This is a genomic window from Mesorhizobium sp. M1273 (genome assembly GCF_040318195.1).
Taxonomy (GTDB): Bacteria; Pseudomonadota; Alphaproteobacteria; order Rhizobiales; family Rhizobiaceae; genus Mesorhizobium.
In genome coordinates, this window is the sequence record NZ_JAMYLV010000006.1 from 224,672 (window position 1) to 238,717 (window position 14,046).

A 14,046-nucleotide genomic window follows, 5' to 3' on the forward strand; every position below is an offset into this window, starting at 1 on the left:
AACTGCTGATCAGTTGCCGGGATAGGCCGTACCGGTGCCCAGGAAACGCTTCGTCGTCTCGCGGGCGGCTTCCTCGGACTGCGCCTTGCGGGCAGCATCTTCGGCTTCAGCCCGGAACTGGGTCGCGAGCAGCGTCTGAATCTGGATCTGCTGCTTGGTCGAAAGCGCGATCAGCTGATTGGTGGCCTGGCTTGCCTCAAGGGCACCTGCCGCGCCCTGACTGCGGTTGACGAGATCGGTAAGCAGGTCGCCGTCGGCCCGCACGTTCTCCACGATCTGCGACTGCGCGCTCATGGTTTGGCGGAACGCCTGCATGGCGTTTTGCCAGCGCTCGCGCGCGGCGCTCGCCACATCGCTGACCTTGATTGTGGCGTCGTAGCTTTCCGGATATTGCACACGCCACTGGTTCTGAAGCTTGTCGAGATCGAAGCTCAGGCCGCTGGCCTGGGTCATCAGGCCGTCGATCCGTTGGAGCGAGCCTGTGAGCTGGCCGACGGAAGAAAAATCCAAGCGCTGAAGATTCCGCGCCATGTTCTGCAGCATCGTCGCCTGGTTCTGAAGCGACTGGATCTGGTTGTTTATCTGCTCCAGGGAACGTGCCGCTGTCAGCACGTTCTGCGCATAATTCGACGGATCGAACACGATTAGGGCGTGGGCCGGCTGGACGTAGTCGGCCATCGGTTTTGCGATTAGGGAAACGGTGATCAGGCTGGTGAGAAGGCGGCGCCGCATCATGACGATTGCTCCTTGTCTGGTTGAGGGAATTGCTGGAGAAGCTCGGCAGCCCAATCGAGGCCGCGCGCACTCAGGAACCGGGAAGCAAAGCTGTCCGGCCCGTGCTCTGACAGGACGCTGTCGATCAAAGCTTGCGTGGCCGGATCAGAGGCGCCACAGAGCGCAAGAGCGATCGGGCCGAGCCCGAGCTCGAAGAGGCGGTTGCCGCGGCGCGACTGCAGATAATACTGGCGCTTCGGTGTGGCACGGGCGACCAATTCGATCTGCCGCTCGTTCAGGCCGAAGTGCTCATAGGCTGCCCGCGCCTGCGGTTCCACGGCACGGTCATTGGGGAGAAAAATGCGCTGTGGGCAGCTCTCGATGATCGCCGGCGCGATGGAAGAGCCAGCGATGTCTGCAAGTGACTGCGTGGCGAAAATGACGGAGACGTTCTTCTTTCGCAGCACCTTCAGCCATTCACGGATGCGGGCGGCAAAGAGAGGGTTGTCGAGATAGACCCACGCCTCGTCGAGCATCAGCAGCGTCGGCCGTCCGTCGAACCGCTCCTCGAGACGATGGAACAGATAGGTGAGCACCGGGAGCACAGCGCCTTGGCTGTGCATCAGCTCTTCGGTCTCGAAACACTGCACATCCGACAAAGCCAGCCGATCTTCATCGGCATCGAGCAGCCGGCCGAAGGGACCGTCGAGCGTGTAGGGCATCAACGCGGCCTTGAGCCCATTGGACTGAAGCAGAACCGACAAGCCCGTCAGCGTGCGTTCCTGCACCGGCGCAGTGGCAAGGCTGATGAGGGCCGACCAGATCGCCTCCTTTACCTCCGGCGTAACGGTGACATTCTCATGGGCAACGAGGCCGGCGATCCATTCCGCCGCCCAGCTGCGAGTAGCCTGGTCGCCGATATTGCTCAGTGGCTGGAAGGCAAGCGCACCATCCGCGCCCAGAGCGTGGTGTTCTCCGCCCATGGCCAGTGTTGCCGCACGAGCCGAATTGCCCTTGTCGAAGACATAGACCTGCGCCCCGGCATAGCGTCGAAACTGCAGAGCGACTAGCGCAAGCAGAACCGACTTGCCGGCACCGGTCGGACCAACGACCAGCATGTGGCCGACATCGCCGACGTGGGTGGAAAGCCGAAACGGTGTCGACCCGTTGGTCTCTGCGAAGAGAAGCGGCGGGGATTTGGTCCCAGTCACGTTGGTGAGATGCTCGTTATCCACCGGACCGGCCCACGCCGACGACAGCGGCATGACATGGGCAAGATTCAGCGTGTGAACGAGCGGCTGGCGAACGTTAGCGTAGACATGACCGGGCAACGAGCCGAGCCACGCCTCGACCGCATTGATGCTTTCACGGATCGTGGTGAAGCCGAGCCCATTGACTATGCGCTCAACCGCTCGGAGCTTTTCCGCGGCGGTCTGCCGGTCCTGGTCCCATACCGTCACCGTTGTGGTGAGATAGCCGAAGCCGACGTGATCGCCGCCCAATGCCTGAAGGGCGGCATCCGCATCGAGCGCCTTGTTGTCGGCGTCACTATCGACGAGGGGGACGGGTTCGTTGGTCACGACCTCGCGCAGGATGGCTGCGATCGATTTGCGCTTGGCAAACCACTGACGGCGCAACCGGGTCAGTGTCTTTGTGGCTTCCGTCTTGTCGAGCGGGATGAAGCGCGTCATCCAGCGGTAGGCGAAATCCTGATGGTTGAGCGCGTCGAGGATCCCTGGCCGGGTGACGTTCGGGAAACCAAGGATGGTGAGGGTGCACAGATGCTGCTCACCCAGCATCGGCTCCAGGCCGCCGGTAAGCGGCGCGTCAACCAGAACACCGTCGAGATACATTGGCGTTTCCGGCATGGCGACCGGATGGCGGTAGGTCGAGATTGTGCCGTGCAGATAGGTTAGCGTCTCGGCATCATCGAGGGCGCGCACTTCCGGCATGAAGCCGGACAGCAAATCCAGGACGCGGTCGGTCTCGTCGCGAAACCACGCCAGCTCCTGGCGCCAGTCTCTAGCCCCTCCCGAGTGATGCGAGTCGACCAGTGCGCTTTCCGCCCGCGCCTGGCCATCTGGCGCCGGCATGAAGACCAAGGTCAGATGATAGCGACTCTCGAAGTGCGCCACCTTGCCCTCGAAGGCCGCCCGCCGTTCCTCATCGACCAGCCATGAGGCAGCATCGGGAAAAGCCGAGCTCGGATAGCCCAGCGCTTCAATGCGCTCGGCCTCGAAAAACAACCCCCATCCGGAGCCCAACCTTCGTAGCGCATTGTTGGCTCGCGCGCAGATGCCGACCAACTCGGCTTCGGTCGCGCTTTCAAGGTCGGGGCCACGGAACCGGAAGGTTCGCTGGAAGCTACTGTCTTTATTGAGCACGATGCCGGGCGCGACCAAAGCGGCCCAGGGCAGATGGTCGGCAAGCCGATCGGCTTTGCCGCGATACTCCGAAAGGTTCAGCATGCAAGCCACCCCTTCAGGCGAAGATGACGGACAAGCACGCTGGCGAAGTCCGGATCGCGGCGAGCGGCAAAGACCGCGAGGGTGTGGCCGGTGATCCAGAGCGCCAGTCCGGCGATCCACTGCTGCAGGCCAAGGCCTATTGCCGCGGCCACCGTGCCGTTGAGGATCGCCACCGCTCGCGGCGCGCCGCCCAGCAGGATCGTCTCAGTCAATGCCCTGTGAACGGGGACTTCGAAACCCTCGATATGCTGCTCTCCGGTGGCCATCAGACGAGTGCCCCGCCGCCGAAGGAGAAGAAGGAGAGAAAGAAGCTCGATGCCGCGAAGGCGATCGACAGGCCGAAGACAATCTGGATCAGCCGGCGAAAACCGCCTGCCGTGTCACCGAAAGCAAGGGTCAGGCCGGTGGTGATGATGATGATCACCGCGACGATCTTGGCGACCGGTCCCTGCACCGACTCAAGGATCTGCTGCAGCGGCTGTTCCCAAGGCATGCCGGAGCCCGCTGCGTGGGCCGGGACGGTGAGAAGAAACGCGAGCGCGGTGGACGAAAGGAAGCGAAGCTTCTTGAGCATGAGGTGACCTTTCAAAACTGCTGGAGTTGCGGAAGCGTGAGCGGGGTGACGGCGTAATCACCGCTGCTGTCGAGACCGGTGACCTCAGCGATCGCGTCAATGCGGCGCGAGGATCCGCGCCCAGCGATGAAGACGATCAGATCTACCGCATCAGCGATGAGGCGGCGGGGAACGGTGACGACGGCTTCCTGGGCGAGCTGCTCGATACGGTAGAGAGCGGAACGCGCCGAATTGGCGTGAACCGTCGCGATGCCGCCGGGATGCCCGGTGTTCCATGCCTTCAGCATGTCCAGGGCTTCCGCGCCCCTGACTTCGCCCACGATGATGCGGTCGGGTCTGAGCCGCAGGGTCGAGCGCACGAGATCGGCGAGCGTGACCGACCCCCGCCTCGTCCTCAAGGCAACGCAATCCTTCGCCGCGCATTGCAGTTCGCGCGTGTCCTCGATCAGGATCACCCGCTCGTCGCAATCGGCGACTTGTGCCAGCAGCGCATTGGCAAGTGTTGTCTTGCCCGACGACGTGCCGCCGGCGACCAGGATGTTGCGCCGCTCACGGACCGCCTTCTTCAGCGCATCGGCCTGCAGCGGCAGCATGACCCGGTCGGCGACATAGTCGGCCAACGTGTAGAGTTTCGCCGCAGGCGTTCGGATGGCGAAGCATGGCCCCAGCACGACAGGCGGCAGCAGACCCTCGAAGCGCTCGCCCGATGGCAATTCGGCGCTGACAATCGGATTGTCAGCATGCGCCTCGGCGCGCACGTGGGAGGCGACCAGGCGGATGATGCGTTCGGCCTCAGAAGGATGCATGTGCACGCCGGTGTCGACCCGGCCTTCACCCAACCGGTCGAGCCGCAGCGCACCGTCGGGATTGACCATCACCTCAATGACGGTCGGATCGGCAAGGGCTTCGGTGATCGCCGGACCCATGGCGGTGCGCAGCATGACGCGGCGGCGATGGTCGGCTTCCGGATGAGAACTCATCCTTCCCCTCCCGTGCGATCGTCGGTGCCAAGTGACCGTTTCCCGGAAGCGATTTGGCGGCCGACCTGTTCGACGAATTTGTCGAAGCGCTCCTGGGCAATCGCTTGCGTGGCCCTGTCCGGCACCGGCGTGTGAGCATGAAGCGTGATCGAAAAGCGGATGAAGAGCGCCAGGCTCTCCAGGATCATCTCGACATCGCGCCTGACATGTCCGAGGTCGCGGGAAAGACGGTCGAGCCTCTTGCCGTAGCGCTGGTCGAGTTCATTCTCCCCACGCCGCTCGATAAAGGTCTCGACCGCGTGCGCCACAATGGCCGATTTGGTGGTCGATGGATTGCGGCTGAGGTTCTCCAGCTTCTCGCTCAACTCGGGTTCAAGCAAAAACTGGTGACGAATGCGGTGGGGCTTCATGCTGCTCGTTCCCTCTGACCGGCGCTGATGCACCGGCGACGGGAACGAGCATCGTCGAGATCCTCGAAATCGCTTACGGCCGTTATCTACGCTGAGATGCGCCCGCGTATGGCGCGCCGTTCAGAAGCCGGGCACGATGTCCTTGTCGTCGCCCATTCCCTCATTGAGGCCGTACGCACGTGCCGCGGTGGAAATCCGATCCATGACGCGCTTGTCGGCGAGCGTCTCGCAGTCATCGTCTGCGGGCGTGAACAGATCGCCCTGATCAGGCTGCTGGGCGACGAGGGTCCGTTCTTCGCGCAGGCCCGGATGGCGCTGCTGCTGGACACCTCCGTCTTCGATTGCCGCGCCGGCACTGTCGTCATCGCCAGCAAGACGCCGATCCACGCCGCGCACCTGTCCGCTCCAATCGTCCGGGCGCGACGTGGGCCGATCCGCGTAGGCACCGTCGCGCAGCACCGGCGAAGGCAGCACTCGCTTCGTGAAATTCGGATCCTGGTAATAACGCAACTTCTTGGCGCGAATCGGCGGCAATCCCGAAACCAGGATTAGTTGGTCAGCCTGCGGCAACTGCATCACCTCACCCGGCGTCAGCAGGGGGCGAGCGGTCTCTTGGCGGCTTACCATGACGTGGGACAACCAGGGCGCCAACCGATGGCCGGCATAGTTGCGCATCGATCTGAGTTCCGTCGCGGTACCGAGCGCGTCCGAGATGCGTTTGGCCGTGCGCTCGTCATTTGAGGAAAAGGCAATCCGCACATGGCAATTGTCGAGAATGGCGTTGTTCTCGCCATAGGCCTTGGAGATTTGGTTCAATGATTGCGCGATCAGATAAGCGCGGATGCCATAGCCTGCCATGAAGGCGAGCGCAGTCTCGAAGAAGTCGAGCCGACCGAGCGCCGGGAATTCATCCAGCATCATCAGGAGCTGATGCTTGCGGCTCTTCTTTGGATCGCCCTCCAGGCGCTCGGTCAGCCGCCGGCCGATTTGATTGAGCACCAATCGCACCAGGGGCTTAGTGCGCGAGATATCCGACGGCGGCACGACCAGATACAGCGACATCGGTCGCTCGGCATCCACAAGGTCGGCAATGCGCCAGTCGCAGGCCGATGTTGCCGCGGCCACCGTTGGATCACGATAGAGCCCGAGAAACGACATGGCGGTCGAGAGAACGCCTGAGCGCTCGTTCTCTGACTTGTTCAGCACCTCACGAGCCGCCGAGGCCACGACCGGATGGACCTGAGGCTTGTCCACCGTGCCGAGGTGGTTTGTGGTCATCATCCGCTGCAGTGTCGCAGCGAATGAGCGTTGCGGGTCCGACAGGAAGGTGGCGACACGGGCGAGTGTCTTTTCCTCTTCGGCGTAGAGCACGTGCAAGATGGCGCCAACTAGAAGTGAATGACTGGTCTTCTCCCAATGGTTCCGCCGCTCCAGCGCGCCTTCCGGATCGACGAGAATGTCGGCGATGTTCTGAACGTCGCGGACCTCATCTGGACCTTTGCGCACTTCCAGCAGCGGGTTGTACCGCGCCGATCTCGGATCGGTCGGATTGAACAAGAGACAGTGCGAGAACTTCGACCTCCAGCCAGAGGTCAGCTGCCAGTTCTCGCCTTTGATGTCGTGAATGACGGCCGAGCCGGTCCAGGAAAGAAGGGTTGGAACAACGAGTCCGACGCCCTTGCCCGAACGTGTCGGCGCAAAGGCCATGACGTGTTCCGGTCCGTCATGGCGCAGATAGCGATAATTCAGTCCGCCAAGGAAAACGCCGGCCGGCTGAAACAGCCCCGCCTTCTCGATTTCCAGCTTCATGGCCCATCGTGAGGACCCATAGGTGGTGACCAACCCCCGCTGCCGTGCGCGCCAGAGGGACCCAGCTATCGCGGCGGCACAGCCCAGGAACCCACTGGCTCCGGCAAGTATGCCAGCCTTGTCAAAGACCTCAGGCGCATAGGCGTCAAATTGGAACCACCATTCGAACAGTTTCCACGGCTGGTAGATCGGCCAGCCGACTGTCACAAACCATGGCGCGCCGAGTGGCGGCTGATAGGAGAGCATGTGGGCGCACCATTGGGTTGCAGTCCACACGCCAAGAATGACAATTGCGAATACGACAGCGATCTGCCCAATCAGCAACTTCGTGGGTGTCAATGGCTTGCTCCGCTCTTCTGGCCAGACGGACCAAACATCGCGCCGAGCGATGAGAATTCGAACGGCCGCTACGTGCGACTAGGTGCGATGACAAGGTTGATAGGCATTGTTCAGCTGCGAACAGCGAAAATCCCCCGCAGCAACCGATCGGCGGTGCCAGGTACGCGGTTTGGTCGCAGAAGATGTTGGGGCTTCAGGCGCGGGCACATTGAAGATGTGCTGACAGACAAACCTTTGGAGCCGACGCGTTTGTGCGAGTAGCGAGCTGAAGGGCTCGGCGAGAAGTCGTCGTTCTCAATCGGGCGACGGGGGGATACATCGGCGAAGACGGCATAAGGGAGGATGGGCCAGACCGAGCCGACGGAATGGGCGTAGCCAAGGCCTTGGAGCGCATAGCGCCTGGCCGGGAGGCCGCCGCCCGTCAGACTTACGCGGCGCGTCGTTGAGCGAGGTGGAGACCCGAACGGGCTCGACGAGGGTCCACGGCGGTCACAATGTTGTGGTGGTGATCGCAGTAGACGCGATCCGGCGAAGTTGGCCCAGCACAAAAACGATAACCGCCGGGTACAGAAGCGTCTTCGCTCACCGGGAAGCGGCACTGATAGAGGCCTAGCTGAATGAGGGGGACATCTCTCGAAGTTGGTCTGATATTTTCAGGCATGATGGTTTCCTAGTTCGTAGCAATTACCAGCTGACGGCCGCAGTGCGACCCGTCGGGGGACGAGCTTCTCTCGTTTTGGAGGGCTATGGGTCACCATATGGTGTTGGTAGCACCATCAATGAAGCCCTACGCCCTGCTTCTGAAGCCAATAGTTTGCGACTTAAGGCCACACGCGCGAACGCATTAGCAATCTACCATCGTTTCCCCGAGGCACTCGCCCGCCGCGGTTTGCCGGCGGCGGGGTGGCACTGGCTTGTGGGGCCCTAGGCCCACTCGCGGCGCTCGCACTCGATCTCGGTGCGGGTTTCCCTTGTCTCATCGCCCTGTCAGCGCCTTGCAAATGAGCGAAACCAAGCTGTCGCGCGCTCGCTCGTGGAGTGCGCCTTTCGGCCGCCATGCAAGGAAATCATCAACGCTCATCCAATCAGCCGGGTTTGTGTCGGCGTCTGGCTGGCTGAATTCCACATACAGATGCAGTTCGTCCGGCACGAAGACGACCCTCCACAATCCTTTGATGTCATTGGCAAGGTTGTAGGCGAGGACGGTCATGGCGGGGCACTCCTTTCGCCGTGGAGCGTGCCTATCACACGGGAAAATTCCATCACCAGAAGTTAGTATTGACGCTCGCGCTTTCTCAGAAATCCAACGTCCGCGTGATGCCGAAAGGTGCAGCCAGGTTTTGTGTATCTAGATTGGGAACACGGGACCGCCGCGAAAGTTCGGTGCACGCAGCGAATCCTCCCCCTCCAGGTATTGCTGCAGATCGGTATCCCGATCGGCCCGCGCTCCCCGCAAGGGCGCGGGCCTCGGCCTGTGGTGCTCATGCCATCTACATCGATCCGCAAGATGGAATATGATCTGGATAGAAGGACGTGGTTCGTCGCCAGCGGCAAGCGGTACGAGTTTGAGGGGGTACCGCCGGAAACCTTTGCCGCGTTCCGGGCCGCGTTCGCCAAGGGCCGCTATTTCAACGACCACATCCGCAACAATTTCCGCTACCGTCTGGTTGCGAGCGATAGCGACCCGGGATGACCTGACCTGCCGGCGGCTCAATCGTCCTGTCGCTCCAACCGGCGGTTGGTGGACGCGTTGCCGCTGTTGCGCTTAGGGTTGGTTACGGTCCGCGCTCACTTGGCAAGCCCACCCCGCATCCCCCCGCCTGGTGCAAAGCGTTTGATCGGTCCCGCCGTTCTGGCAGTGCGGCGGGACTTTTTTGCGGTCCAGGTGGAGCATCGGCGCGCGGGGAAAAGGCGCGGTGCACGCAGCACCCTTTTTCTCATCCAACGTACGTCGGTGGCGCGCTGAAGGGTCTCAACGTCGGTTTGCCGCCGGAGCTCAACTAGCTGGACTATTGCTCGACCGGAAGCGGCTCGTGCTGCGGCTCAGCGTGGTGGAACACCTGTCCAAGATCGCGCGCATCGAACGTTTGGCCGCAGACTGGGCAGTAGACCAAGTGCTTCGACTCGTCCTCTACTGGCCCGTCATGCGGCCTGCCCTTATAGCCTGTCGCGATGTTGTCGGTTCTAATCCGGGGCAACGACAAGTGCCTTCCGTCGTTTTGGCGGCCGATATTTCTCCATTAGCCGGACCTTGTCACGGTCGACCGTGACCAGCGGCCCGAGGTCGATCGTCACGGTGACCTCGTCGATGCGCGTGACCTCGCCTTTCAGGTCGATTTGCTGGCCTCGGTTCACCTTGGTGTGGTCGATGATGGAATGTGGGAAGTCGTAACCTGGGATAGAGACGCTTACGCGGTCCTCTGTTATCCGCCTTCGAACCGTGGCAGTAATCGCCACCTGGTCACCAATGCCTATTCCCCGAGCCATGCCATGGATTCTGGTGCGGGCAGTGTCCTCTTCAAGAGGCTTCTAGTATACGCCCGACACTTTAAGGCTGACCTATGACCAGAGTTACAAAAGTTGAACTTCATCGGGGAACACTCCTTCTGTCTGCCTGTTCGATTTGCCAGGCGCATCCCGCGCATTCAGACAGGAGAAAGAAGATGAAACGCATCCTTTTGGCTTCGGCCGTGCTGGCAGTGTCGGCAGGGCTTTCCTTTGCTCAGACGACCAGCGGAACTTCGAGCGGAACCTCGACGAGCGGAACCTCGACCACGACAACCATGCCCAGTACGACGGATCAGGGCACCGGCACGACGAGCAGCGGGACCAACATGTCCGGCGATCAGGGCACCGACACGACCACCACCAGCGGCACCACAAATCCGAACTCGGCCAGAGACTGCGCGCCCGGCCAGCAGACTGGCAGCGCCCAGCAGGCTGCGCCAGGTCAGCAGGACACGACAGCCAACACCGCCGCGCCAGGCCAGGTGAAAAAGACCGACGAAGGTTGCTGATTGGCACATCGGCACAGGTTGGAATCACCAGCGTGTGGCTGGCCAGTCTCCCCCGACCACCGCCTGAACTCAGCTCGGCTGGCGAGCAAGTTGCCGCCAGCCGAGCATCAGTCCAAGAACCTGTGCGCTTGCTTGTGCTTTCAGTTGGGCACGCCTCGCTTCTGTTTGCTTTCGGTCAGATAGATACGCGATCGCCTTTATTCTAGCGCTGAACAGACCTGATGGCGCGCTGACACAGGACATCACCAAAAGCCCGCGTCTCTGGATTGAGGAGACGCGGGCTGGATCGGAGCACCACCGATCTTGCAGCAATATCGTATGAACGATGTACTGCGTGCACCGAACCTTACCCGCGCCCCGGTGTTCCACCTGGAGCGCAAAAAATCCCGCCGCACACTGCCAGGGCGGCGGGACCGATTAAGCGCCTTTGCACCAGGCGGGGGGACGCGGGGGTTGGGCTTTGCCGAGTGAGCGCGGATCGTAAACGACCCTAAGCGCAACAGCGGCAAAGCGTATACCGACCGGCGGTTGGAGCGACAGGAGGAATTGAGCTACCGGCAGGTCAGGTCATCCCGGGTCGCTATCGGTCACAACCAGACGGTAGCGGAAACTGTTGCGGATGTGGTCGTTGAAATAGCGTCCCTTGGCGAACGCGGCCCGGAACGCGGCAAAGGTTTCCGGCGGTACCCCCTCAAACTCGTACCGCTTGCCGCTGGCGACGAACCACACCGAGAGGGTCCTTCTATCCAGATCATATTCCATCTTGCGGATCAATGTGGAGGGCATGACGGCGGCTCGATTCGAAAACCAATCAACGAGCGGAGAGGCCGTCGCGTTCCTTGTGACTGCGGTGGTGCGGTGAGGCACAAGGCTCAATGCGGAGCGCCAGCAGTCGCGATCAGCGCCTCGTCGAGAATCCACTTCAGCGTCGCCGAGCGCTGGTAGCTTCATCTGCTTGCCGTTCTTGCTTGCCAGGAACGACATGCAGCGGTCGCAGTATGCCATGCGGGGACCTTCAATATGTCGCCGTATGTCGCCGCGTCGGATGGCCAGGAAGCGGGCCAGTGCCAGTTGGACTTTGTAATGGAGCGGCGCAGCGGCGAGCGTCCACGGGCCGTTTTCCTTGCGCCGGTCTTCCGCGATCTTGGCCTTGCCCACGCATCGCTGCAGGATTTTCGCGAGGTGAATTGAAACCCGCCACACGCTGATCCTCTGGGACTGTCAAGGGCCGTTCGGCGGGCTCTACTCCGGAACAATGTCTTCTTCTGAAAGTTTTTCCTTAAATAGCAAAGGAGATTCGAAATGTCAGAAAGCCGGGAATGGTTTGTCCAATGGCTTAGAGACGCTCATGCCATGGAAGAGCAGGCAGAAACGATGTTGAATGGGCAGTTGAGCCGTATTGAGAATTATCCCGAACTGAGCGACCGGATGCGACAGCACCTCGACGAGACCAAGCAGCAGGCTGCTCGGCTGAAGACTTGTCTCGATCAGATGGACGAGGGTTCATCCACGATGAAGGATGCTGGCGGCAAGCTGACGGCGATGGCGCAATCGCTGAGCGGCGTCTTCGCTGGAGACGAGGTGATGAAAGGATCGCTCGCGAGCTACACGTTCGAGCACATGGAAATCGCCTCCTACACGATCCTGATTGCCGCTGCTCGATCGCTCGGCGAAAGCGAGGTACTTCGGGCTTGCGAAGAGAACCTGCAAGAGGAAGTCGCGATGGCGGATTGGCTGAAAACCCATCTTCCCTCCACGACCGAGCAGTTCCTTGCGCGGGCCGAAGCGGACAGCGACAGCGCCAAGCGGTGAGCGGGTGGGAACGTAGCGATCGTGAAGTGCTGGCTCGGCGCGGAAGCTGGTTAACACCGGCTCCGATGTCGGCGAGCGAGCTCCGCGGCTTGGAACTGAATAGGAGCGGCGGCGGACGGCAATAATCGAGGGTGCCCATCGGTCGTTGCCGCCAAATAGAAACACAACGAAAATTGCTTGTAGGCGTGCCGTCGCATCAAACTGTGCGGATTGACTGCGGCGGCGTAGCCCGGAACGGGTGAAGCACAATGCCGGTAAGCGCAAGGCGACGGCGCCCGAAACTCATCACGTGTTTTTGCCAACTCGATGCTCGAAAGCTGCCGATCTGCTTAGACCGGTTCCGGACATTCGTGACCGGCGTCATAAGTCATAAGAAGCGCCCATCACCGACGGGACTCCACTGAGGGAAGCCGACCTTCCCCCAGCCTTTCGCCAGGCACGGACTCTTTGCCAACCGCACATTTGAAGCCTATGCTTCCCACATCGGCCGCCAGCGCTTCGGACGCAGCCGACAGTAAGAGGTACGTGCTCTTGCCCGTATGGGAGAGAGAGCCATGCCCCAATCCCTTCTTCGCAACCATGTATTGAAAACCCTCTCCTCGGAGGATTTCACGCTATTGCAGCCGTCAATGCATCAGATCGCACTGACATCAAAGCCCAGCTTGAAGTCTCATATCAGCCGATCGAGCGTGTGTATTTTCCAGAGATGGGCATCGCGTCGGTGGTCGCCACGATGACCGGTGGGCGACAAAGCGAAGTCGGCATCATCGGACACGATGGCATGACAGGGGTTGCCGTCATTCTCGGCCAGGACAAGTCTCCCAATGAAACCTATATCCAAGTCGCAGGTAATGGCTGAATCCTCCCGGTTGAAGCTCTTCGCTCTGCGATTGCAGAGAGCCAATCCCTTCGCGAGTCACTGCTTCGCTATGCCCACGCGTTCCTCGTCCAATCGTCCCGGACCGCACTTGTCAACGGCCATTCGAAAATCGAGGAGCGCTTGGCCCGCTGGTTGCTGATGGTCCAAGACCGCGTCGAAGGAAATAAGATCTACCTGACGCATGAATTCCTGGCGACAATGCTTGGTGCCCAGCGCCCCGGCGTTACCACGGCCCTCCAAATGCTTGAATATCGGGGGCTGGTTCACGCCAAGCGCGGCGAGATCACGATTATCGACCGCATTGGAATGATACAACTCACGCATGGTGCTTACGGGGAGGAGGAGCAAAGTCACTTCAGCCTAGCCTCCGTCTAATTGTCCTGAATCAGACAAACCCTTGCAAGCTACCGAATTCGTGCCGTAAATCGTGTGGGTCAGGATTCAGGGAGGAATTCTCGATGACCACCACTTTTGACGCAGTCACGGTTGAAAGAGCCGCCGAAGCCTATGTTCTCTCCAGAGGCAAGGCCCACTTCCTTTCGATCGCACAGGCAATCCGCGCCATCCGAACACTCATGCCCGCATGCAGGGCCACCGACCGCGAGCTGGAGGAGCTCTTGGCGGCAGCATCCATTATTCACGGTGTGCCCGTCGCGTTCGACTTAAAAACAGCCGTGGCCGCAGAACCACGGCTCCATTCATAGGGCCGGCGATGCCTGCGCTCGCCCAGACGCCTACCTTATCGGACGTTCGCCAAGCGATTGTCCGCCACCTGATCGACAACATCGGCAGCCCGAGCATTTCGATATCCGAGGTTAGCCACACCGTGAGGAGAATGCTTCCCTTTTGCGAACTCACGGACTGGCAACTTGGCGATCTCATTGCGCGAAGCGCGATCGATGCAGGATTCGCGATTGAATCCGACGGGGTGGGTCCCGAAAACGCATGTCGAGGCTCAATAGCGGAACAGCCGCTTTAGCCATGTGGCTCCCAATCACGGACGGTCAGGTTGTGGCCCACGTACAGCCGCCAGGCGGCAACGC

16 protein-coding genes are annotated in these 14,046 nt (G+C 61.1%); 6 read left to right on the forward strand and 10 right to left on the reverse strand.

Translation table 11 applies throughout. From position 1 onward, the window contains the following. Positions 1-9: 9 nt before the first annotated feature. The 8 genes from trbJ to NKH30_RS09915 form a co-directional block, all read right to left on the reverse strand. Positions 10-735, reverse strand: coding sequence for a P-type conjugative transfer protein TrbJ (trbJ, locus tag NKH30_RS09875; protein ID WP_023718720.1), 726 nt, complete (start codon positions 733-735; stop codon positions 10-12). Further along, the gene (gene trbE / locus NKH30_RS09880; RefSeq protein ID WP_352995068.1) at positions 732-3,182 is read right to left on the reverse strand and encodes a conjugal transfer protein TrbE; all 2,451 of its coding nucleotides are present in this window, start codon (positions 3,180-3,182) and stop codon (positions 732-734) included. Before trbE ends, trbJ begins: the two co-directional genes overlap by 4 nt. Beyond that, positions 3,176-3,448, reverse strand: a complete 273-nt coding sequence (locus NKH30_RS09885) for a VirB3 family type IV secretion system protein (RefSeq protein WP_023718722.1) — start codon at positions 3,446-3,448, stop codon at positions 3,176-3,178. The genes trbE and NKH30_RS09885 overlap by 7 nt, the downstream gene beginning before the upstream one ends. Further along, positions 3,448-3,756 (reverse strand): TrbC/VirB2 family type IV secretion system protein, encoded by a 309-nt coding sequence (locus NKH30_RS09890; protein WP_023680310.1) that lies wholly within the window; start codon positions 3,754-3,756, stop codon positions 3,448-3,450. Before NKH30_RS09890 ends, NKH30_RS09885 begins: the two co-directional genes overlap by 1 nt. A gap of 11 nt (positions 3,757-3,767) precedes the next feature. Further along, positions 3,768-4,736, reverse strand: coding sequence for a P-type conjugative transfer ATPase TrbB (gene trbB / locus NKH30_RS09895; RefSeq protein ID WP_352449744.1), 969 nt, complete (start codon positions 4,734-4,736; stop codon positions 3,768-3,770). Next, positions 4,733-5,146, reverse strand: a complete 414-nt coding sequence (locus NKH30_RS09900) for a CopG family transcriptional regulator (protein WP_031193934.1) — start codon at positions 5,144-5,146, stop codon at positions 4,733-4,735. Before NKH30_RS09900 ends, trbB begins: the two co-directional genes overlap by 4 nt. Before the next feature lie 120 nt (positions 5,147-5,266). Then, entirely contained in the window at positions 5,267-7,294 is a 2,028-nt protein-coding gene (locus NKH30_RS09905; RefSeq protein ID WP_352995071.1) for a conjugal transfer protein TraG, read from the reverse strand. Between the two features lie 976 nt (positions 7,295-8,270). After that, a complete protein-coding gene (locus tag NKH30_RS09915; RefSeq protein ID WP_352467844.1) occupies positions 8,271-8,504 on the reverse strand; it encodes a hypothetical protein in 234 nt (77 codons plus the stop codon). A gap of 273 nt (positions 8,505-8,777) precedes the next feature. On the opposite strand from NKH30_RS09915, the gene NKH30_RS09920 reads away from it, so the two are divergent. Further along, positions 8,778-8,987, forward strand: a complete 210-nt coding sequence (locus NKH30_RS09920) for a KTSC domain-containing protein (RefSeq protein ID WP_352680957.1) — start codon at positions 8,778-8,780, stop codon at positions 8,985-8,987. 491 nt (positions 8,988-9,478) lie between these two features. Here the strand turns inward: NKH30_RS09920 and NKH30_RS09925 are convergent, their stop codons facing one another. Beyond that, positions 9,479-9,781 carry a hypothetical protein gene (locus tag NKH30_RS09925; protein WP_352995073.1) on the reverse strand — a complete coding sequence of 101 codons (303 nt, stop codon included), beginning with the start codon at positions 9,779-9,781 and terminating at the stop codon, positions 9,479-9,481. Positions 9,782-9,957: 176 nt separating this feature from the next. Here NKH30_RS09925 and NKH30_RS09930 point away from each other — a divergent pair, with 176 nt between their 5' ends. Then, complete coding sequence (locus NKH30_RS09930) at positions 9,958-10,311, forward strand: hypothetical protein (protein ID WP_352456137.1); 354 nt, start codon at positions 9,958-9,960, stop codon at positions 10,309-10,311. Positions 10,312-10,878: 567 nt separating this feature from the next. Here the strand turns inward: NKH30_RS09930 and NKH30_RS09935 are convergent. After that, positions 10,879-11,469, reverse strand: coding sequence for a KTSC domain-containing protein (locus tag NKH30_RS09935; protein ID WP_352995076.1), 591 nt, complete (start codon positions 11,467-11,469; stop codon positions 10,879-10,881). A 144-nt stretch (positions 11,470-11,613) separates the two neighbouring features. Here NKH30_RS09935 and NKH30_RS09940 point away from each other — a divergent pair, with 144 nt between their 5' ends. The 4 genes from NKH30_RS09940 to NKH30_RS09955 all read left to right on the forward strand — a co-directional run bounded on the left by NKH30_RS09940 (position 11,614) and on the right by NKH30_RS09955 (position 13,707). Continuing rightward, positions 11,614-12,123 carry a ferritin-like domain-containing protein gene (locus NKH30_RS09940; protein ID WP_352995078.1) on the forward strand — a complete coding sequence of 170 codons (510 nt, stop codon included), beginning with the start codon at positions 11,614-11,616 and terminating at the stop codon, positions 12,121-12,123. Between the two features lie 691 nt (positions 12,124-12,814). Beyond that, the gene (locus tag NKH30_RS09945) at positions 12,815-12,982 is read left to right on the forward strand and encodes a cyclic nucleotide-binding domain-containing protein (RefSeq protein ID WP_352995081.1); all 168 of its coding nucleotides are present in this window, start codon (positions 12,815-12,817) and stop codon (positions 12,980-12,982) included. Positions 12,983-13,141: 159 nt separating this feature from the next. Further along, positions 13,142-13,378: a helix-turn-helix domain-containing protein gene (locus NKH30_RS09950; RefSeq protein WP_352995121.1), complete on the forward strand. Its 237-nt coding sequence runs from the start codon at positions 13,142-13,144 to the stop codon at positions 13,376-13,378. 83 nt (positions 13,379-13,461) lie between these two features. Continuing rightward, a complete protein-coding gene (locus tag NKH30_RS09955) occupies positions 13,462-13,707 on the forward strand; it encodes a hypothetical protein (RefSeq protein WP_352995084.1) in 246 nt (81 codons plus the stop codon). Positions 13,708-14,046: the final 339 nt, after the last annotated feature.

Bases quoted from the DNA above. Each gene is read 5' to 3' on its own strand.
- trbJ (WP_023718720.1), bottom strand. From the start codon at position 735: ATGATGCGGCGCCGCCTTCTCACCAGCCTGATCACCGTTTCCCTAATC.
- trbE (WP_352995068.1), bottom strand. From the start codon at position 3,182: ATGCTGAACCTTTCGGAGTATCGCGGCAAAGCCGATCGGCTTGCCGAC.
- NKH30_RS09885 (WP_023718722.1), bottom strand. From the start codon at position 3,448: ATGGCCACCGGAGAGCAGCATATCGAGGGTTTCGAAGTCCCCGTTCAC.
- NKH30_RS09890 (WP_023680310.1), bottom strand. From the start codon at position 3,756: ATGCTCAAGAAGCTTCGCTTCCTTTCGTCCACCGCGCTCGCGTTTCTT.
- trbB (WP_352449744.1), bottom strand. From the start codon at position 4,736: ATGAGTTCTCATCCGGAAGCCGACCATCGCCGCCGCGTCATGCTGCGC.
- NKH30_RS09900 (WP_031193934.1), bottom strand. From the start codon at position 5,146: ATGAAGCCCCACCGCATTCGTCACCAGTTTTTGCTTGAACCCGAGTTG.
- NKH30_RS09915 (WP_352467844.1), bottom strand. From the start codon at position 8,504: ATGACCGTCCTCGCCTACAACCTTGCCAATGACATCAAAGGATTGTGG.
- NKH30_RS09920 (WP_352680957.1), top strand. From the start codon at position 8,778: ATGCCATCTACATCGATCCGCAAGATGGAATATGATCTGGATAGAAGG.
- NKH30_RS09925 (WP_352995073.1), bottom strand. From the start codon at position 9,781: ATGGCTCGGGGAATAGGCATTGGTGACCAGGTGGCGATTACTGCCACG.
- NKH30_RS09930 (WP_352456137.1), top strand. From the start codon at position 9,958: ATGAAACGCATCCTTTTGGCTTCGGCCGTGCTGGCAGTGTCGGCAGGG.
- NKH30_RS09940 (WP_352995078.1), top strand. From the start codon at position 11,614: ATGTCAGAAAGCCGGGAATGGTTTGTCCAATGGCTTAGAGACGCTCAT.
- NKH30_RS09950 (WP_352995121.1), top strand. From the start codon at position 13,142: ATGGTCCAAGACCGCGTCGAAGGAAATAAGATCTACCTGACGCATGAA.
- NKH30_RS09955 (WP_352995084.1), top strand. From the start codon at position 13,462: ATGACCACCACTTTTGACGCAGTCACGGTTGAAAGAGCCGCCGAAGCC.